This is a genomic window from Pradoshia eiseniae (assembly GCF_002946355.1).
Lineage (GTDB): Bacteria > Bacillota > Bacilli > Bacillales > Pradoshiaceae > Pradoshia > Pradoshia eiseniae.
On the sequence record NZ_PKOZ01000001.1, the window covers coordinates 772,218 to 792,383 of the forward strand.

A 20,166-nucleotide genomic window follows, 5' to 3' on the forward strand; every position below is an offset into this window, starting at 1 on the left:
CTCCTTTTCACATTATTTTTTGTTAAAAGGGAAAGGAATATGCATGTCCATTACCCTAAGCGTCCAAGAAGGGAATGCAAGGGGAAACGATGGAATGGGAAAAAGGGGATGTAAGGGATGAAAAAGAATGCCATAGTTATGGTATTAGCTCTTATGATGGTTTTACTTGTGGCAGGCTGCAGCCAATCAATAGAGAGTGAAAAGAAACAAGCTAATCATAGTTCAGGGATTTTAGAGGTGGAGATTGCAATAAAAGCTAGTCCTGCCAAGGTGAATGAGAATGTCGTTTTTGAGGCAAAAGTGACACAAGATGGTAAGCCTGTTGAGGATGCGAAGGAAGTGGAGTTTGAATTTGCCCGTGAAGGGGATCCAGACACTGAGATCATCAAGGTGAAAAATCAGGAGAACGGCGTTTATCAAATGGAGAAATCCTTCCCTGAAGAAGGCGGCTATACAATCACAACACATGTAACGGCAAGGGATATGCATTCCATGCCATCTGAAGAATTTGAAATAACTCCCTAATAGCTATCTGATTATGTCTTTTTTTGGTTAACAAGCCATATACATATATGTAAGGAATCCTCGGAAATAGGGGAGTGAGATTTGGATGTCAACTGAAAAAAGTAACCGGATTATCCGCGATCAAGGACAAATCTTCCGGCTTCAGCGAGAAGAACGTTCGTACCTGCAGGAAACCCATAATCAGACAGAACTGCATATTAAGGAAATTGCCGGCTTGGATATAGGGGAATTTCAGGCCATGACAAGGAGCCTCGGGGAGAATGAATATGTCAACATCAAAAAAGAACTATTCATCAAATCAACGGGGAAAGCACATATTATTTTTGATATTCAAAGGCTGCAAAATTTCACCCTTGCAATCGCTAACCCAAATGACCGCTCGATCCATGGCTCGCTTTATGTCAGTCCTGATAATGGTCACTATGCTTCAACAATCCATAAAATAGAGATTGAAAACGGCAAGCTTGAAATACTGGATTGTCAGAAGAAGCTTCGTTTCGTTAAGGTGGAAATAATGGGACAGACAGGTGATAAAGGTCTTGTGTTCTTGCAAGGCGAGAAATAGACATGGCAGATAGATCTCTGCTATGTCTATTCATTACCATTCAGGCACAGATATTTCAGAGTATTGGGAGTCAGGAATTTTGAAGAGGATAATTTCTAATATGCCATCTTTATAGCTTGATTTAGCCCCTTTCTTCTTCACGAGGCATGGAAGGGGGTAGGTCAAGCTTTCTTCAGTATTTGGAGGTAAGCCGCTTAGGATGACCCGGTTGTTTGTGTGGTATAGCTTGAGGCTCGGCAATTCCTCTTCTTTTATGGGCAAACGAACAAATACATAATCATGGGTTTCGAAAATGGCTGGTTGAATACTGCTTCTTGACTCTTCATCGCGGTCAGCTTCTTGAGCGGTTCCGCTGGATAATCCTTGTTTCATTAAGTTTCCGAATTGCTCAGGCGATAACATGGATAATAATTGTTCCATTTGTTTTTCCAGCCCTGATTGATTCAAGTATTTCATCCAATCAGGCATTTGCTGTTGTTTATTGTTAGGGAATAGATTCCAAGGGAACAATATATCACCTCAACTTTCGCGAGTAGCAGATTGTGTTAATGATACTATATGCGTCATGGGCCCTTTCCGTTAATCATCATCATGGTCATAGGCATACAATATTCAGTATAATAAGATGGAAGAAATCTTTTTGAAAAATGAGTCTGGAGGTTATACGTCGATGAAACGGACAGCTTTGATTACCGGTTCGGCAAGCGGTCTTGGACGAGTTGCAGCTGAGCGACTAGCTCAGGATGGCTATTCCATTGTGACAACTTATCTCCATAGTAAAGAGCGAGCGGAAGCCTTCATGGATGAGCTGGCAGAGAAGTATCAGATAAGCGCCAGGGCTCTCCCTTATAATGCCGTCAAGCGAGAGGCACACGGAGAACTCTTGGAAGAATGCAGGAAGCTTGGCTTGCATTTTGACATCCTTCTACATAACGCAGGACCGTATATTCAGGACCGCAAAACCATGACAGAATATACAGAAGAAGAATGGTACTACATGATTAATGGGAACTTGACAAGCTTCTTTCTCCTTGCCCGGGAATTGATTCCTCCAATGAGGCAAAATGGATGGGGACGCATTATTACGATGGGGTTTGACCAATCAAACACAGCGCCAGGCTGGAAATACCGATCAGCATTTGCGGCGGCCAAGTCGGGTCTGACCTCGCTGACGAAAACGCTGGCGATTGAAGAGGCAGAGCATGGAATTACCGTAAATATGGTATGCCCTGGAGATATCGTACATCCATATAAGGAAATGAAAGAGCCTGACAGAAACGCGGAGACTGAGAATGTGCCTATCGGAAGACCTGGTACAGGGTCTGATATCGCTCGTGTCATATCCTTCTTGTGCGAACAAGACTCAGACTTTATTACAGGGGCTGTCATCCCAGTCACAGGAGGCCAAAACGTCCTCTCTAAATACCATTAAAAAAACTCGCAAGGGCTGTGGAAATCAGGCTTGCGAGTTTTTTTATTTAATTTGAGGCTTTCATTCTGCGCTGGACGATAAGGAGCCTTAAGCTCAATCCAGTCGCCCCCATGGCCAGGCCTGCTATTAAGCCAATCCAATATCCAAATGCTCCGAATGATGTAAAGTTTGCTAGCACATATCCAGCCGGCAAACCGATAATCCAATAAGAGAGCAAGGTCATGAAGAATGTGACATTGACATCCTTATATCCTCGCAAGGCCCCTTGGATAGGAGCCTGCAGGGCATCGGACAGCTGGAAGAAAATCGCAAATATCAAAAACTTTGCTGTCAAAATGGCTACATCATGTTCATTCGTGTAAAGGTATGCGACTTGATCACGAAACAGCACAAGGATGATTGCGCTTATACAGGAGAAGCCTACAGCGAAGAAGATTCCCATTAGGCTGTATTCTCTGGCACGCTTGAAATGATTCGCCCCAACTTCCTGTCCGACTAGAATCGTCAGTGCCATGGAAAAGCTCAATGGCACCATATACAGAAAGGACGCAAAGTTCAAGGCTGCCTGGTGAGAGGCAATCGTGATGGTATCATAGGAGCTCATGAACAGTGTCACAGCGGCGAAAATACTAGTTTCAAAAAAGATGGCCATCCCTATAGGAAGCCCAATTTTCATCGTATTACTCCATTCCTTAAGGGATGGTCTAGGCAAGGAGCGCAGCAATCCATATTGGGAAAAGGGATGAACATAAGCTGTTATCAAGATGGCGATGATCATAATAATCCAATAGGTAATCGATGAAGCAATACCTGCCCCAACACCACCGAATGCTGGCAGACCGAATTTACCATAAATGAATGCATAATTGGCAGCGATATTTACCGGCAGGGCCACAATCGTGATAAACATGGATACGGATGTCCTTCCGAGAGCATCGATAAAGCATCTTAACACCGTATATACAAATAAAGGGATAATTCCGAATGACAATGCAATTAGATATTCTAAGGCAATCCGCTTAACCTCTTGCTCTAAATTCATGAAATCAAGCATCGAGTTTAAGAAGGCAAATCCTAAAACAATTAATATGGCACTCATTATGAGTGCAAGGTAGATTGACTGCATGACCGCCTCTCTTATGTACTGAGGTTTAGTTCTTTGTCCGAACAGCTGGGCAACAATGGGCGTTACCGCCAGAAGAATGCCTGAACAGCCATTATAGATGGGAAGCCATAAGGATGTTCCAATTGCGACACCTGCCAAGTCTACAGGGCTGAATTTACCTGACATGAACGTATCAAAAAAGCTGATCGCGAATAATCCGAGCTGGGTTATAAGGATAGGCAGGAAAACGATCATCATCTTGGATGTTTTTTCTTTTGTGAATAGTGACTGAACCATGAATGTAGCCTCCGAATGAATTCTTTATGCTTTAATTACTATCATAATCTTAAAAAGAGAAAAGAAGAATAAAAAGATGAATATTCTCAATTGTCGCCCCATAATCTTAAAAGGAGTGGAGTATAGGATGCATTGGGGGGAGAGAATGTCCTACATAGGATCTAAGGGCTGGTACGTGGCAAAATTAAAGGAGCTTGGGGTGACGAAGCATCCAATCGAACGCCGGAAACTGGAGCTTTACAAAACATACGTACTCCGGCAGCTTTATGAGCAAACCAGTGAAAAGAAGAGAGGGGCGCATATGTAAAAAAAAGTGCGTGACAGGGCTGCAAAGATGCTTTGCTCTGTCACGCACTTTTTATGCTTCTTTTGCTCCATAGATGGACAGTTCAGCCGAAACCTCGGTATCAAACCGCTTCTGTGCCAGCATGAAATGATCCTTTGAGATTTCGAAAAGGTCGTATATAGGTCCCTCTGCATTGATTTCCTCATACAGCGAAGCTCGTGTTTCGTTTGCGGCAAGCGTGTAGGGCATTTTTAATGCAGCTTTTAAGGAACGAATATTATTCTTGCGAATGCGCAGGAAAATTGTCTCGATATTTAAGTTGAAAAACAATTCTTCAAAGAATTGTTGTTTGGCCAGTGCGTTAAATCCTTTTCCATGATAAGGCTTCCCGAGCCAAGTGCCTAAAAAACCGGCATTATTAGAAATGTCATACAGTGTAATGGTCCCGATAGGATTACCCCATTCATCGAGGATTGTGCGTGAGATGAGCTCTCCGCGTTCCTCCGCCTCGATTGTCTGCTTGGTGATGAACAAGTATTCCTCATATTGCTTCGTTTTATGACGAACATAGGGAAAGACATCAGGATGGGTCATCAAATCAAAAAGAACCGGACAGTCAGATAGATCACGTTTCTTCAACATACAGATCGCCTCCGTATGAGGGCAGCCGCTAACTGCGATTTCCCCTCGAAATTTTTTAAAGTAGATAAAAAATTTCGGGGTGGGAATCGAACCCACTAGGACCATTACTGGTGGCGCACCATTTGCCTTCCCTAATTTTTGCTTTATGAAATTATATTACTGCAAGTATCATACAAGAATTTCTTCAAAAAGCAAATAGTTTTTTTTCGTCATTTTTCGTAAAAATTTTATTTGTAATTTTCTGGGTTGTTCGATCTAAAAAATCCCTAATGTCTGCAGGAAAAGAATGAGAATGCCAAGCGTTATGACATAAAGAGAAAAGGGCTTTAAGGAATGATTTTTGACGTATTTAATCATCCAAGAAACAGCCAGATAACCGAATATCGCCGCACATAAAGTCCCGACGAGCAGCCCCCTGAAACTGATAGCCTCCACTGACCCGTTCAAAAGGTCGGCCCCCTTAAATAAAATCCCCCCGAAAATGACTGGGATGGATAGAAGAAAAGAGAAGTAGGCGGCTGTCTCCCTGTTCAGTCCGCTCATTAAACCAGCAGCGAGTGTGAAGCCAGAACGTGAGATGGCAGGGAAAATTGCCGCCGCTTGAAAAACACCAATGAACAGAGCGTTTTTATAGGTGATATCCTTCATATCCTTCGATTGCTTTGGCATGACATCTGCCCACCAAAGGATGATTCCTGTGACAAGAAATTCCCACCCGATTGTGATGCCGGTCTTTGAGATTTCCTCAAAGAAATCATTCAACAAAACGCCTGCTATGACTGCCGGCAAAGTCCCAATGATCAACAAACCTGTCATCTTAGAGAAGGGATTGCGAAGAAGCTTCATAATCTCATGCCAATAAAAAATAAGTAAGGCAATTAATGTTCCTGTATGCAGCAGCGTATCAAGGAGGAGGCCGGCCTCGTCCAACCCAAACAAATGTCGCCCGATATATAAATGGCCGGTACTTGAGATTGGCAAGAACTCGGTCAAGCCCTGGATGATGCCAAGAATCATGGCTTTCCATTCAGCAAACATATTTTTCACCCTTTCTATAGCTCTGGGATTCGCTTTACAACCATTGTATGTCCTACCGGTAATTGGTATGTGATTTTTGAAACTATATAGGGAACTCTAACGTAATTAATGATGAGACAACACCAGAGGAGGACATATATATGGTACATAGCAATGATAAAATTTGGGCAGGCGCTGTCTATTTAAGCAGCTTTGTGTTCGTCTTATTTGGACCGCTTGTTATTTGGCTTCTTAAGAGGAATGATTCTGACTTTGTCGATTACCATTGTAAGGAATACTTCAATTTTTTGATCAGTTATACCATTTATACGCTCGTTGCATTCATATTGGCGTTTATCGGAATCGGTATTATACTGGCATGGCTAATAAGCATCTATATCCTTGTATTTACGGTAATTGGCGCTGTGAAAGCATTCACCGGTCAATATTATCAAATACCGTTCGTTATTCGTTTTTTTAAATAATTTAACTGCTGGCGAGGAGGTTCTCCTGGCTGTTAGACTGTAGATAAAACCTGATCTATAGAAATCATCGCCCCTAAATTGTAGAACGATTTAGGGGTATTTTTATACCTTATGGAAGTGGAGTCTATTTTCAGCAGAGCTGTCTCAGGCCAACTTCCTTACCCTGCATTTTGACTCACAGTATCTGCCTGAATCCCACGGATACCCGGCCAGATACCGTTCTTAAATCAAATTGAGGAACATAACTTTGACTCGCTGAAGCAGAACCTGGAATGGAAGTGAACAGAATTCTGACGATATCCTATCAAAATGAAAACGAGAATTTTTAATGACCTATGGGATATATGTGAAAGAGCAATAGAAGAACAAATGAATCCAATCAAGACAACAGTGATATGGACCGCATCCATTTCACTTTTTTCGTTATCAAAAGCCAGTTATTTCCCAGCCTCTTTTGTCTTAGGTTTGGCAGGCGGGATGTCCCTCCATCTTTCACAACATCAGCAGGCTGAAAAGATAAAGATTCAGATAGACTATTAAAAAACGACTTCTATGACTAATTTTGATAGAAGATACATAGACTAGAATGATAGATGCTTAAAGCCAAACAAGCTGGTGGTGAAAGGGTTATGACGATATCGGAATATTATGACCGTGTCCTTAAGATATATAAAGGGGAAGCGGTTGTGTATTTCCTTGCTTCAGGGTGCTGCTTTGGATTGCTGTTATTCCTTACTAAAGGAAATTACCTGGTCAGCGGATTGGGCATTATTCCGTTTTTTATTTTGGGATGTGTGTCTTTAAATAGATTTGGAATGTTATTCTTGAAAAAGGGGGAGCTGCGAGAAACCGAAGAGCGAAGACGAACCTCGCCTTTAGGAGAAACACAATTATTCATCGCCTTTTTGCCATCTCCGACACTACATTTGCTATTTTTTACTGGTGATGGTGTATACGCTGGAAGCTTGAAGGATAAACGGAGCAATATCTGGATGTGGATAATTCCGGCATCACTGCTGCTGTTTATGCCAAGAAGATATCTATTAGTTGATAATGAGGGCAATCCGGTAGCAGAATATAAAGTGAAGCATGGGATGAATGGTTCGATTTCCATTATGGATGCAAACAGGCAGGAGATAGGTGTCTATAAGCAAGAGATGAGGTTAAGCGGTGTGATGAATGAATACGGCATCAGGCAATATGAAGGAAAAATGGAGCATGCTGCTGCTTTTAAGGTCGTTCAAGCGATTAATAAACGCCCGTTTGCTGAATGTAATAGCGGCTGGATGCCTGCTTATGCCAGCGGACGGTTCCTTGATGCGAATATGCCGGTCTTGACGTTTACTGAGGCTACAGAGAATGAGAAACGAATTGCCTTTAGTTATTGTGTGGATTATTTGCAGGGACAAAATCATTGATAGGGAAAAATCGTATGGAATGCTTTAGTTTTTATCATATAATAGAGAAATGATTGATTAATTGAAGGATACGTGTGAAGGGAGATATGAAGCAGTGGAAATTAGAGCAATTAAAGTGCATGGTTCTAGTAATGACTTTTATTTAATTGACGAGATGAGCAGGGAATTGGCCATCACAGAAGAAGAGCGAAGTGCTCTTTCCCTTGCTGTTTGCAAGCGGACTGGTGAAGATGGTGCCGATGGTATTTTATTTGTACAAGCCTCAAATACAGCAGATGCCAAGATGAGAGTATTTAATGCAGACGGAACGGAGGCATCTATGTGCGGAAACGGGCTCCGCTGTGTCGGGCGTTATGTATCTGAGAAGCTGGGTAAGGATGAATTAATCATTGAAACGATGAAGGCTGACCTCGCGGTGAAGAGGGAGCCGGAAATCTATCAGGATATTCCAACATTCAGAGTGGAAATTTCTCCTGTGCTAAAATCAACGAAAGCTCTCCCGATGAATACGGAAAAGGATGAAATCATTCAAGAGCGATTGCCATTCTTGGATGATGAGCTTATCTTTACGACTTTATCTGTGCCCAATCCGCATCTTGTATCGATTGTCAGCCAGGAAGTCCTCGCATCGGACAAGCAGGAGAAAATCGCAAAGTATGTGAACGGTGAGAATGAATGGTTCCCGGATGGCGTGAACGTGAGCTTTATAAATGTGATGAGTGACAAAGATATCTTTGTGCGTACATATGAACGCGGAGTTGGGTTTACAAATGCATGCGGAACCGCGATGTCGGCATCAAGCCTTGTGACCAAATGGGAGAGGTCTTTGGAGGATGAAGTCCTTCTTAACGTGTACAATCCTGGGGGTATGGTGAAATGCCAAGTTCATGACATGCCAGAGAAAACATGGATCGATTTGATTGGAAATGCAACCTATGAGTATAAGCAAACCATAACTGTTGATCTTAAGCATAGGGAAGTCCAGTTTGGAAATAAAGAGATACATGAAGAAGAAGTGGCAGCCTATCATGCATTCGTCAATCATGTGAAGGAAATCGTTGGGGCAATCTAATAGTATACTAACAAAGTAAGGTGTGTGATAGCTTGTGCCATTGAATGAACGATTTCAATTTAAACCAGTGAGGTTGCTTATTTCAATCCTCCTGCTGGTATCATTAACCTATCTCTTTATTGATCTTGCCAGAGGGATTGATGGAGAGAGCGTGTACCGCTTTGATATGGGAATCATTCACGTCGTGCAAGGAAGCATTAATGATTTGAGCACAAAGCTTTTGGTTTTATTGACGAGCCTCGGATCAGTGAAGGGGAATACAGTTCTGGTCATCCTCTTTTCCATTTGGTTTATCTGGAAACGGAATTATTTGAGTACAGCCTTTCTCATCTATGTCACTCTATCCGGTGCCTTCGTTAACCGTTATTTAAAATGGACATTTCAACGCGAGCGTCCATCCTTAAATCCGCTTGTCGTCGAAAATGGGTTCAGCTTTCCAAGCGGGCACTCGATGTCCTCTTTTATTCTGTATGGTGCTTTGATGATTATTGCTACACGGATGACGAAGAAGTGGCAAATAAGAGTTCCAGTATATTTTGTCTGTTCCATGATGATCCTGCTTATGGGCTACAGTCGTATTTACCTGGGTGTCCATTATCCGAGCGATGTACTCGCCGGTTATGCAGCCGGCGGTGTCTGGCTGATTATTTCTGCCGTGGTATTTAAGTATGTGGATTATCTGGGAAGAAGGAAGAGGAAATAGTAAGGGCATTAAAGCCTCCTTGCCAACTCTCTTAAATGAGCTTGGCGAGGAGGCGTTTTTGTTTCGCTATTTTGTTCCGCTCACGCAAATGGCAGTGCAGGGTTTGAGCTCTTTATCATCCATTTTGATTGTATGGAAGCCAGCCTGTTTCAGGTAGGCTGATATTTCATCGGATAGCCTCATTGCTTCCTTGATGGTAGCTTCTTTTTGCCGGGGCTGAACAGTGATGGATATTGTTCCCTCATTTTTTAGAATAGAGTGCAGGTGTTGAATGGCCTGTTCTTTCTCTTCCCACATCGGGAAGCTATTGACACTGTATATGCGATCGTATTGATTTTCCGTTAGTACGTCAAAGGCAGTCCCTTTCCTGATTCGAAGTCGACCGCTTTCTATGGAATCCTCATTTTTCTCTTTAGCTAGTTCAACCATGGCCTCTGAAGGGTCGTAGCCATCGGCCGTACATTTCGGGAAGGAAGAAAGAAGCTTATTCAAGCCTTCGCCAGGACCGAATCCTATCTCAAGCACCATATCACCATTATTGATCCCTAGCTTATGGAAAGTCCAGTCGTATAAAGCGCCATTTTCATAAGCCATCACTTTCCCGGCCGCTTTTCCCACTAAACCCTTCGGTTCTTTAAATTGTTTTGAAATGAAATCCTTCATGTTTACATCACCTCTGTCATTTACTACCCGAAAGCTGAAGGTAGATAACTTTTTGGAGATAATTTTCTAAATAAATTGAAATAACTGAAAAATTGTAGTAAATTAAATAAACAATCCAATATTTTCTTATCTAGAGAGGTGGAGGGACTGGCCCGAGGAAACCTCAGCAACCTGGACCGAGTGTGTAGTCCAAGGTGCTAAATCCAGCAAGCATAGCTTGGAAGATGAGTGCCGTACTGAACAAGGGGCTTTCATTTTTGAAAGGCTCTTTCTTTATAATCGGTTATCCATCTGCATATCAAGGGAGGAGAAAATCATGAATTTACTAGAGAGGCTTAAGGGAGAAATCCTTGTGGGAGATGGAGCCAGCGGAACATTACTCTATTCCTTTGGGATAGATACATGCTATGAGGAATTAAATCTCACCAATCCGGAGCGAATCGTCGCCTTACATAAGGAATACATAGAAGCAGGAGCAGACCTTATACAGACGAATACATTTGGTGCTAATTATCATAAACTGAAGCGCTATGGCCTGGAAGGGGAAACTGCAAGGATTAATAGGGAGGGCGTCCGGCTCGCCAAGGAAGCGGCAAATGGTCAGGTCTATGTACTAGGCACGATTGGCGGCCTTCGGAGTGTCCGGAAGTCTGAGCTTAGCTTGGAGGAAATCGGGGTCTATTTCAAGGAGCAGCTTGATGCGCTGCTTCAAGAGAAGCCGGATGGACTGATTTTGGAAACCTATTATGACCTGGAGGAATTATTGAGCGTGCTGGCGATTGCGAGAAAGGAAACGGACTTGCCGATCGTCGCCAATATTTCCTTGCATGAGGTTGGTCTGCTCCAAAACGGTATGCAGGTTAAGGATGCCTTTGAGATGATTAAAGAAAACGGAGCAGACATCGTCGGCCTGAATTGCCGGATGGGTCCGTATCATATGATTCGATCCTTTGAGGAAGTGCCATTAAATAAAGAGACGTACCATTCAGCCTATCCGAATGCGAGTCTGCCTGATTTGGATAACGGGCGTTATGTCTATTCAACTAATGCTGATTATTTTGCGGATGCCGCGAAACAGCTGATTGAGCAGGGGGTTCGACTGATTGGAGGCTGCTGCGGGACAACGCCTGAACATATTCGAGCAATTAAGAGGGGGATACTCGGACTTGTGCCTCTGACGGAGAAGAAGGAGGTTATCAGCCGAAAAACTCATGTCTACACATATGAGTTTAAGTATCCCAAAAAGCAAACCATCCTAGGGAAAGTCAAGCAAGACCCGACGATTCTAGTTGAATTGGATCCGCCAAAAACGCTCGGGGTAGAGGAATTTATGAAGGGAAGCAAATACTTGCATGAAATGGGTGCTGACGCGATTACCCTTGCAGATAATTCCCTGGCCTCTCCGCGTATATCAAATGTGGCGATTGCCTCGATGCTAAAAGCAGAACATAAGAAAAATCCGCTTGTTCACTTAACGTGTCGTGACCATAACCTGATTGGTCTTCAATCCCATTTGATGGGGATGCACACATTGGGGCTGAATGAGGTCCTCGTAGTGACAGGCGATCCCTCTAAAATTGGAGACTTCCCGGGTGCGACGTCTGTCTATGATTTATCATCGATTGATTTGATTTCATTGATTAAGCAATTCAATGCAGGCATCTCCTATTCAGGGAAACCGCTTGGCGGTCAGACGAATTTTGAGGTTGCTGCAGCATTTAATCCTAATGTGAAGTATATAGACAAGGCCGTGGTGCGAATGGAGAAGAAAATTGGGGCTGGAGCAGACTATTTTCTGACACAGCCAGTCTTCTCGGTTGAAAAAATTCGTGAGGTCTATGAAGCAACCAAGCATATTCAAGCGCCAATTTTCATCGGGATTATGCCGTTGACGAGCTATCGCAATGCTTCTTTCTTGCATAATGAGGTTCCCGGAATCACTCTGCCAGAAAAGGTTTTACGGGCGATGGAGAGTGCCGGTACGAATACGGAAGCCTGCATGAGGGAAAGCCTTGCCATCTCTAAGGAGCTATTGGATGCGGCTGCGGAATATTTTAACGGACATTATATCATTACGCCTTTTATGAGGTATGAGCTAAGCGGGGAACTAGTTTCCTATGCCAGCAAGAAGAAATCTGTCATAAGCGGGGAAGTGTTTGAACGATGAATGCGCAAAAACTAAAATGTTTACTGAATGAGAGAATCGTTATCTTAGATGGGGCGATGGGAACGATGATCCAAGCGCTCAATCTTACAGAAGAGGATTTTGGCGGTGAGGACTTTGATGGGTGCAATGAGTACTTATCTATCACAAGACCAGATGCAATCAGGTCTATTCATGAGAAATACCTGCTTGCGGGCGCAGATATTATTGAGACGAACACGTTTGGAGCGACTCCCATTGTTCTTGATGAATACGGGTTAGGCCATCTTGCGTATGAGCTTAATGTGAAATCAGCCCAGCTTGCGAGAGAGGCAGTCGATAAATTGGGGGTGCAAGCGGGACCGCGCTTTGTCGCCGGTTCGATGGGACCGACAACCAAGACGCTGTCTGTCACAGGCGGTACGACGTTTGAAACTCTCGTCGATTCCTATGAAACACAAGTCAAGGGCTTGATTGACGGAGGGGCTGATATTCTCCTCCTTGAGACAAGCCAGGATATGCTAAATGTCAAGGCTGCCTATATCGGGATGCAAAATGCGTTTACGGATAAAGGTGTTGAGCTTCCTCTTATCCTATCAGGTACGATTGAACCGATGGGTACAACACTTGCGGGCCAGAGCATTGAGTCCTTTTACATATCTGCCGCACATATGAATCCAGTGGCGATTGGCCTGAACTGCGCTACCGGCCCTGAATTCATGGCAGAGCATTTACGCAGCCTATCTGAGCTGACTCCGAGTGCTGTCAGCTGTTATCCAAACGCCGGTCTCCCAGATGAAAACGGCCAATATAATGAAACGCCGCAATCCTTATCAAAGAAAATTAAACAATTTGCGGAAAAAGGATGGATCAACATTGTTGGAGGCTGCTGCGGGACTACGCCAGATCATATTCAGGCAATCGCTGAAGCGGTGAAAGGGATTGAGCCGCGCAAGGCGCCTGAGCCGCAGGTGAAACATATGCTTTCAGGCATTGAAGCGCTAACCTATGATGACTCCATGCGTCCTTTATTTGTCGGTGAACGGACAAATGTCATCGGATCGCGCAAATTCAAACGGCTTATAAAGAATCGAGCATTTGAAGAGGCGGCAGAAATCGCCCGTGCACAGGTGAAAAAGGGTGCTCATGTCATCGATGTGTGTCTCGCTGACCCGGATAGTGATGAGGTTAGTGATATGGAGCAATTCATGAAGGTTGTCACTAACAAAGTGAAGGTGCCCTTTGTCATTGACTCGACAGATGAAGAAGTGATTGAACGAGCCCTCCGCTATTCCCAAGGGAAGGCCATCATCAATTCAATTAATCTCGAGGATGGGGAAGAACGGTTTGAGAAAATCATCCCGCTTGCTAAACGGTACGGTGCGGCGCTGGTCGTCGGAACAATTGATGAGAAGGGAATGGGGGTCACGGCAAGTCGTAAGCTGGAAATTGCCCGTCGTTCCTATGAATTATTAACGAAGAAATATGGGATTCAGCCAGAGGATATCATTTTTGACTCGCTTGTATTCCCGGTCGGCACAGGAGATGAGCAATACCGCAACGGAGCCGCTGAAACAGTCAAAGGGCTTGCGGCAATCAAGGAAGAGTTCCCAGGCACGCTAACGATACTCGGAATCAGCAATGTCTCCTTTGGACTGCCCTCTGAAGGAAGGGAAGTGCTGAACGCAGTCTATCTGTATCACTGCACAAAGGCAGGCCTTGATTATGCCATTGTTAATACAGAAAACCTGCAGAGATTTGCCCTCATTCCAGAGGAGGAAATCAAATTGTCGGAAGGATTATTATTCCGTAATTCTGATGAGACCCTCTCGAAATTTGTGGAATTTTACCGCACAAAGAAACCGGTGCAAAAGGAGCAAAAAGAGAAGCTTCCCTTATTGGAGCGACTACCTGAATATATCATCGAGGGAACGAAGGAAGGACTTAAAGAGGATATTGAAGAAGCCTTATCAGAAGGAATGGCTCCGCTTGATATCATTAACGGGCCATTAATGTCCGGAATGGCAACGGTCGGTGAATTGTTTAATGACAACCAGCTGATTGTCGCAGAGGTACTTCAAAGCGCGGAGGCCATGAAGGCGGCCGTTTCTCAGCTTGAGCCGCTGATGACAAGCTCGGGTGACAAATCGGTCAAAGGCAAAATGGTGCTCGCAACCGTCAAAGGAGATGTCCATGATATTGGCAAAAACCTTGTTGATATCATATTAAGCAATAATGGCTATGAGGTCGTGGACCTTGGTATCAAGGTGACCCCGCAAACCTTGATTGAAACAGTGCGTAAGGAAAACCCGACTATTATTGGCCTATCCGGTCTGCTCGTTAAATCAGCGCAGCAAATGGTCATCACGGCACAGGACTTGAAGGAAGCAGGGATTGATACACCCATCATCGTTGGCGGCGCTGCCCTGACAAGAAAATTTACCGGGAATAAGATTGCCCCTGAATATGATGGACCTGTCGTCTATGCGAAGGACGCGATGAATGGGCTTGATCTCGTGAACCAGCTCCATGATAAAGATAAACAAACAGATTTTCTTCCTTCCCGCAAAGAAGACGCAGCAGCTGACAAGGTCACAGCATCCACTAAAACGGAAGTAAATGAGGACGGAGAAATCCCGCATAAGACCGTGGGTGACGAACAAAACCCTCCTCTACCAGAAGACTTGGATCGGCATATCCTTAGGGATTACCCGCTAAAGCAGGTGTACCCGTATATTAATAAGCAAATGCTGTTTGGCCATCATTTCGGCTTGAAGGGCAATATTGAAAAGCTGATTGCTGAGGAAGACCCTAAAGTGATGAACCTGCTCAACATTGTCAACGAGATTGTTGAACAGGACTTAATCAAATTAAACGCCACTTACCGATTCTATCCGGCGGCCAGTGAAGGAAACACGCTAAAGATCTATTCTGATGAAAGCAGGACAGAGGTCATCGAGAGCTTCACCTTCCCAAGGCAAAGGAAGAACCCATATCTATGCTTAGCCGATTATGTGGCGAATGAGGAAGCAGAGTCACGGAATCATGTAGGCTTCATGATTGTTACGAGCGGTAAGGGTGTGAAAGAAATCGCTGACCAGTGGAAGCGGGACGGAGAGTACTTGAAGAGCCATATCATCCAAGCGCTCGCCCTTGAAGCTGCAGAAGGCTTCGCCGAACGTCTTCATCATATGATGCGCGATGCCTGGGGCATCCACGATTCCGTCGACATGACGATGAAGGAGCGCTTCAGTGCCAAGTACATAGGCCAGCGCTACTCATTCGGCTATCCTGCCTGTCCAAATCTCGAAGACCAAGAGAAGCTATTTGGTCTTTTAAAGCCAGAGGACATTGGAATCCATCTAACGGAAGGGTTTATGATGGAGCCGGAGGCCTCAGTATCTGCGCTCGTGTTCTCACATCCGGATGCTAGGTATTTTAATGTTGAGAGCCGCGGTTGAGGAGACCAGGGTTGCGGGTGAATTCAAGAAAAAATAAATTTTAAGCCTCCTGCTGGTAATCCTACAATAAAACGACTCCAATTAGTAGTTGTAGATGAAAAAGTTATTTGAGTACTTAAGGAAGAAGATATAAAGGTCGTAGTTTAAACTATGTACACAAAAAACATAGTGTATTTACGTACTCAACTGGATAGACCAACGACCTTCTTAGGTGTTGGTCTGGAACTGGAATCTTTCTTGGGATATTAATCGAGAAAATCCGTTATATCAACGTTTGTCATTTTTAGACATATGCGTTGGTATAGCGGATTTTTTGTTTTAAGATGCAGCATCATGCCTATTTTAAGATATGTGATCAAGAGCGGTGAAAAGTTGCTGTCAGGATATCAAGAAGTTAGGTCACCTTGGTGATTTTTTATCATGTCCCGGTCCTTTCTTGCCGTCAGAAGCCTTCTTATCGCCAGATTCCTTCTTGCCAAATAGACTAATTGCCTCATCTTTTTCTGCTGATTTTTTTTGGATTGCTTAAGATTACTCAAACTTTTCACTACTTTTTCATGCTTTGTATTCTCAGAGTATGAGAGAAGCGGTAATAGTGTACAGGCTTATGTAGAAAAATGAAGAATTGGCCTATTTGCCTAAACGGAACCTTGCATTCGTATGATAAATATAAAAAAGAAATTGGGGGGGATTAATAAAATATGTTAAATATTTATATATCGTTATACCAATTTAATAGGCGTTTTAAGGTAGGAGGCTCAACAGGTCTTGTTTTAGGTACATGGAAGCAATCTTATATGTTAAGAAAGCAATAGTCTGGAACCTTACTGAAAATCCATCGCTAAATGACTATAGGGAGCTTGCTTAAAGTATCTATAATACCTAATGATAATTAACTATTACAGACAGTATGTAACCGGTTTACTACAGGTCAGGTACTGAATAAATAATCATCGATATATTATATAGAGAAAAAATTTATGAAAAATACAGTTGAGTGAAATTCCGGATGATGGTAAACGTAAGGTTCGTCTTGGGGGCCTTTATTATATTAGGGGAATGGACCGCATACCGGAGCAATTCTAGCAAGATTTGTTGCCAGATGATATTCAATTTAAATCTGTTAAGGCTATAAAAGGGCGAATAGCTGTTTCAATGTCATTGTATGACACATATACATAACAGGAAAATATTATAGGAGGCAAAGAAAAGATGAAAAAAGAATGGTTCCATTTTTTACAAGGTAAAGTGGTTAAGATAGACAGAGGCGGCCCTGAGTCCCGTATTGGACAAATACTCTCCGTAGCAGATGATTATATTACAGTTCTTACTAAAGAAGATGGAGTAGTATTTTATAATACACACCATATCAAGAGTGTGACTGATAATGTTAAACAAGGATTAGATTTGCAATTTGATATTCCTGAAGGCTTTGAAAATATAAAAGCGCAGGATTTTAAGAGTGTTTTAGACAACTTAAGATTCCGTTGGGTACAGGTAAACCGCGGTGGCCCTGAAAAGCTTGAAGGTGTGCTTGACGAAGCTGCTGATGATTATATCACCATTATTTCGAATGAAGAAGTTATCCGACTTTCGATGTATCATATCCGCAACATCAGTTATGGAGTTAAAGTTGAAAAAATAGAGAGTGAACAAGCTGAAGAAAAAGACAGCCAAAAACAAGATGATAAAGCAAATGAAAAAAAGTCATCTAAAGAAAAAGACGGGCAAAAACAAGATAATAAAGCAAATGAAAAAAAGTCATCTAAAGAAAAAGACCGCCAAAAACAAGATGATAAAGCAAATGGAAAAAAGTCATCTAAAGAAAAAGGCGGCAAAAAACAAGGTAATAAAACAAAATGAAAAAGACGCAGCTAAAGAAAAAGGCGGCAAAAAACAAGGTAATACAGTAAATAAAGGTGAGGCAAAAGAGGGAAAAACGGAGTAGAAAAATGATGAATAGGTAAAGCTGATTGATCTAACTTAATTTCAATCACTACTATATGGAGGAGCGGCAGAATTCATAAGAGGGGGTTCTTGAATTTCCGAAGAGTGTCAATGGCTATCAAGTCAGTTCCTGCGGTTGTTCCTGATTCTTGAGAGAGTTTATTTTATTCATGTTTTGAACTCTTTGCAATATAAATGGGTGACTATAAATGCCTAAGTGGACTGTTTATCGGTACTACGGTTGATTATATTAGGTTAAAAATGATAAGGCCATTCTTATCGATTATATAAAACAGCACAATTGTATGAAAAAGGAAGTTGTTCAGGAACCCCCTTTTTGCATATTCATCTTTATTACCGGACAAGTTTAGTAAAAACGTAGAAGAAATGAGAGACGTCATCTAGACAACATCCTTTTGGAAATCATGGTAGTGGAAACTATTTAAGATGAGGAAAGAGTGTAACTTCAATAATCCGAAGGCTAATGATAGCAGTAGAACGATGATATAAAAAAGGGGGGATAAAACAATGATGGTAGTATATTTTACAGTGGTCGGTGGATTGTTTTATAAAATTTTTATCAAATTGCCATATGAGAGAAAAGCCGTTAAGCATGCTGATGAACTTATAATTGCTGAAGAAAAAGCGGGGAATGTACATGCTTGAAAACACTGTAACTATAATGTTAGTGGTTTTTGCACTAACCATTATATTTATGCTTTGGAGACCAAGGGGGATAAATGAAATCGTCCCCACATCTATTGGTGCGGCAGTCGTTTTAATGACAGGTATCGTTTCTTGGGGCGATGTATTTGGGATACTCAATGTTGTTAGTGGTCCTTCTCTGACGATATTATCCACCATCATGATGACAATTGTGCTTGAGAGTATAGGTCTTTTCAGGTGGATTGCAATTAATATAGTAAACAGATCAAGAGGTTCAGGCATTAGATTATATATATATACGAATCTTCTTTGCTTTCTGATGACGATGTTATTTAATAACGACGGCAGTATTCTTATTACAACACCTATAATCATTCATATTATTACGATGTTGAAGTTAAGCCCACGCCAGTTTTCACCTTATTTAATCTCCGGTGCAATCATTGCAACTGCAGCAAGCGCCCCGATTGCCGTCAGTAATATATCCAATCTAATAGCATTGGAAATTGTCGGATTAAGTTTAAATAGTTATGTATATATGATGTTTGTTCCTTCAATGATTGGTATCTTAACAATTTACTATCTGATGTATCGTTATCATAAAAAAAATATTCCCCGTAAAATCTTCTCACCTTATAGAAAAACCGAAGCAGGATACTCTCGACTCATGGAGTCTAAGCCAATTGATGTGAGTAGAGAAAATGAGAATATTGACTGGAAGTCAATAAAAATAAGTATTGTCATCGTTGTAGCTACCAGGGCCTGTTTTTTCGCATTTGCTCCATTTGGAATTCCTACTGAATGGATTGGTCTAGTTGGTGCATCTGTACTGATCATTTTAAGGTGGTTTAAAATGGGGACCACTCCTGTTGATATAGTAAAAAAAACCCCATGGCATATCTTGTTGTTTGCATTTAATATGTATGTCCTCGTATATGGACTGCGTAATATTGGGTTAAATGATTTTATCGTCCATTTATTAAGGGAAACCATTGTACAAGGTACTTTAAACGCTACATTCGTGATGGGATTTGTATCTACTCTCCTTTCAAATCTATTTAATAATCTTCCTGCCGTTATGATTGCCACTTTATCAATAACGGATATGAATTTAGATCCTATGCTATTAAAGATTACTTATCTTGCAAATGTCATTGGAGCAGATATTGGTGCATTATTAACCCCTATAGGAACACTAGCCACCCTGATTTGGATGTATGAACTAAAAAAGCACTCGATTAAAATGACATGGGGGCAATATCTAAGAGTGACAGCCTTTGTCATTCCAATTGGCCTTATTGTAAGTCTGTTTTGTCTTTATGTATGGGTAAGCCTGTTATTTCATTAGGAGTATATCTATGAAAGATGGAGAGAAAGCGGCAGCTAATCGTGTAATGACCATATACAGGAGTATCCCTTTTCACGAAAACAAGGGATGCCCTGCATATACATTATAAAGTGTTAGTAATCTTATGCTTTACAGCTAAAAGTAGGGAAATCTCATGCTGATTGAACATGATGATGCTCGCCAAAATGAACGGACCAAGGTCTTGCCAAGAAACAGTTGTATGAATAATGGGTAGGGATTGGCCTTAACTAACCTACAATGAATCTGTTCAACTATACAAATAACTATATAAGAAGGAGCCATCCGGAATAAATTTCTGCATCTATTCAAACAGGACAAGCTTTTGGTAGCAGATCGCGAATTTATTATACGAGATGCTGGTGATTTAGCG

Annotated in this window: 18 protein-coding genes and 1 riboswitch; of the genes, 13 read left to right on the top strand and 5 right to left on the bottom strand. The window is 42.2% G+C overall.

The annotated features are described in order from the left end of the window. Nucleotides 1-117 precede the first annotated feature (117 nt). Both CYL18_RS03870 and CYL18_RS03875 read left to right on the top strand, forming a co-directional pair. Nucleotides 118-525, top strand: coding sequence for a FixH family protein (locus tag CYL18_RS03870; RefSeq protein WP_104848117.1), 408 nt, complete (start codon nucleotides 118-120; stop codon nucleotides 523-525). Nucleotides 526-610: 85 nt separating this feature from the next. Beyond that, nucleotides 611-1,090 carry a DUF6385 domain-containing protein gene (locus CYL18_RS03875; RefSeq protein WP_104848118.1) on the top strand — a complete coding sequence of 160 codons (480 nt, stop codon included), beginning with the start codon at nucleotides 611-613 and terminating at the stop codon, nucleotides 1,088-1,090. A 33-nt stretch (nucleotides 1,091-1,123) separates the two neighbouring features. Here the strand turns inward: CYL18_RS03875 and CYL18_RS03880 are convergent, their stop codons facing one another. Then, on the bottom strand, nucleotides 1,124-1,537 hold the full coding sequence (locus tag CYL18_RS03880) for an Hsp20/alpha crystallin family protein (RefSeq protein WP_236636219.1): 414 nt from the start codon (nucleotides 1,535-1,537) through the stop codon (nucleotides 1,124-1,126). A gap of 223 nt (nucleotides 1,538-1,760) precedes the next feature. Here CYL18_RS03880 and CYL18_RS03885 point away from each other — a divergent pair, with 223 nt between their 5' ends. Further along, complete coding sequence (locus tag CYL18_RS03885; RefSeq protein ID WP_104848120.1) at nucleotides 1,761-2,522, top strand: SDR family oxidoreductase; 762 nt, start codon at nucleotides 1,761-1,763, stop codon at nucleotides 2,520-2,522. A 46-nt stretch (nucleotides 2,523-2,568) separates the two neighbouring features. Here the strand turns inward: CYL18_RS03885 and CYL18_RS03890 are convergent, their stop codons facing one another. Continuing rightward, nucleotides 2,569-3,924: an MATE family efflux transporter gene (locus CYL18_RS03890; protein ID WP_104848121.1), complete on the bottom strand. Its 1,356-nt coding sequence runs from the start codon at nucleotides 3,922-3,924 to the stop codon at nucleotides 2,569-2,571. A gap of 145 nt (nucleotides 3,925-4,069) precedes the next feature. Between CYL18_RS03890 and CYL18_RS03895 the strand changes: the two genes are divergently transcribed. Further along, nucleotides 4,070-4,231: a YflJ family protein gene (locus CYL18_RS03895; protein ID WP_104848360.1), complete on the top strand. Its 162-nt coding sequence runs from the start codon at nucleotides 4,070-4,072 to the stop codon at nucleotides 4,229-4,231. A gap of 51 nt (nucleotides 4,232-4,282) precedes the next feature. Here the strand turns inward: CYL18_RS03895 and CYL18_RS03900 are convergent, their stop codons facing one another. Continuing rightward, nucleotides 4,283-4,852: a GNAT family N-acetyltransferase gene (locus CYL18_RS03900; protein ID WP_104848122.1), complete on the bottom strand. Its 570-nt coding sequence runs from the start codon at nucleotides 4,850-4,852 to the stop codon at nucleotides 4,283-4,285. Nucleotides 4,853-5,107: 255 nt separating this feature from the next. Next, nucleotides 5,108-5,890: an undecaprenyl-diphosphate phosphatase gene (locus CYL18_RS03905; protein ID WP_104848123.1), complete on the bottom strand. Its 783-nt coding sequence runs from the start codon at nucleotides 5,888-5,890 to the stop codon at nucleotides 5,108-5,110. A gap of 140 nt (nucleotides 5,891-6,030) precedes the next feature. Between CYL18_RS03905 and CYL18_RS03910 the strand changes: the two genes are divergently transcribed. The 4 genes from CYL18_RS03910 (at nucleotide 6,031) to CYL18_RS03930 (ending at nucleotide 9,547) form a co-directional block, all read left to right on the top strand. Beyond that, complete coding sequence (locus CYL18_RS03910; protein WP_104848124.1) at nucleotides 6,031-6,354, top strand: DUF4870 domain-containing protein; 324 nt, start codon at nucleotides 6,031-6,033, stop codon at nucleotides 6,352-6,354. A gap of 629 nt (nucleotides 6,355-6,983) precedes the next feature. Continuing rightward, nucleotides 6,984-7,772 (top strand): hypothetical protein, encoded by a 789-nt coding sequence (locus CYL18_RS03920; protein ID WP_104848126.1) that lies wholly within the window; start codon nucleotides 6,984-6,986, stop codon nucleotides 7,770-7,772. A gap of 94 nt (nucleotides 7,773-7,866) precedes the next feature. After that, nucleotides 7,867-8,844 (top strand): diaminopimelate epimerase, encoded by a 978-nt coding sequence (gene dapF / locus CYL18_RS03925; RefSeq protein ID WP_161497072.1) that lies wholly within the window; start codon nucleotides 7,867-7,869, stop codon nucleotides 8,842-8,844. 34 nt (nucleotides 8,845-8,878) lie between these two features. Further along, the gene (locus CYL18_RS03930) at nucleotides 8,879-9,547 is read left to right on the top strand and encodes a phosphatase PAP2 family protein (protein WP_104848128.1); all 669 of its coding nucleotides are present in this window, start codon (nucleotides 8,879-8,881) and stop codon (nucleotides 9,545-9,547) included. 66 nt (nucleotides 9,548-9,613) lie between these two features. Here CYL18_RS03930 and CYL18_RS03935 read toward each other — a convergent pair whose 3' ends face one another. Then, complete coding sequence (locus tag CYL18_RS03935; RefSeq protein ID WP_104848129.1) at nucleotides 9,614-10,210, bottom strand: class I SAM-dependent methyltransferase; 597 nt, start codon at nucleotides 10,208-10,210, stop codon at nucleotides 9,614-9,616. A gap of 123 nt (nucleotides 10,211-10,333) precedes the next feature. Beyond that, a riboswitch (SAM riboswitch) is annotated at nucleotides 10,334-10,441 on the top strand. An 85-nt stretch (nucleotides 10,442-10,526) separates the two neighbouring features. Between CYL18_RS03935 and CYL18_RS03940 the strand changes: the two genes are divergently transcribed. The 5 genes from CYL18_RS03940 to CYL18_RS03955 all read left to right on the top strand — a co-directional run bounded on the left by CYL18_RS03940 (nucleotide 10,527) and on the right by CYL18_RS03955 (nucleotide 19,775). Then, nucleotides 10,527-12,377: a bifunctional homocysteine S-methyltransferase/methylenetetrahydrofolate reductase gene (locus CYL18_RS03940; protein WP_104848130.1), complete on the top strand. Its 1,851-nt coding sequence runs from the start codon at nucleotides 10,527-10,529 to the stop codon at nucleotides 12,375-12,377. Continuing rightward, nucleotides 12,374-15,814 carry a methionine synthase gene (gene metH / locus CYL18_RS03945; RefSeq protein WP_104848131.1) on the top strand — a complete coding sequence of 1,147 codons (3,441 nt, stop codon included), beginning with the start codon at nucleotides 12,374-12,376 and terminating at the stop codon, nucleotides 15,812-15,814. The genes CYL18_RS03940 and metH overlap by 4 nt, the downstream gene beginning before the upstream one ends. Before the next feature lie 1,212 nt (nucleotides 15,815-17,026). Beyond that, nucleotides 17,027-17,677 carry a hypothetical protein gene (locus CYL18_RS03950; protein ID WP_201741230.1) on the top strand — a complete coding sequence of 217 codons (651 nt, stop codon included), beginning with the start codon at nucleotides 17,027-17,029 and terminating at the stop codon, nucleotides 17,675-17,677. Between the two features lie 612 nt (nucleotides 17,678-18,289). Next, on the top strand, nucleotides 18,290-18,427 hold the full coding sequence (locus CYL18_RS19210; protein ID WP_161497073.1) for a hypothetical protein: 138 nt from the start codon (nucleotides 18,290-18,292) through the stop codon (nucleotides 18,425-18,427). Further along, nucleotides 18,420-19,775: an arsenic transporter gene (locus CYL18_RS03955; protein ID WP_104848132.1), complete on the top strand. Its 1,356-nt coding sequence runs from the start codon at nucleotides 18,420-18,422 to the stop codon at nucleotides 19,773-19,775. The genes CYL18_RS19210 and CYL18_RS03955 overlap by 8 nt, the downstream gene beginning before the upstream one ends. The last annotated feature ends 391 nt before the right edge of the window (nucleotides 19,776-20,166 follow it).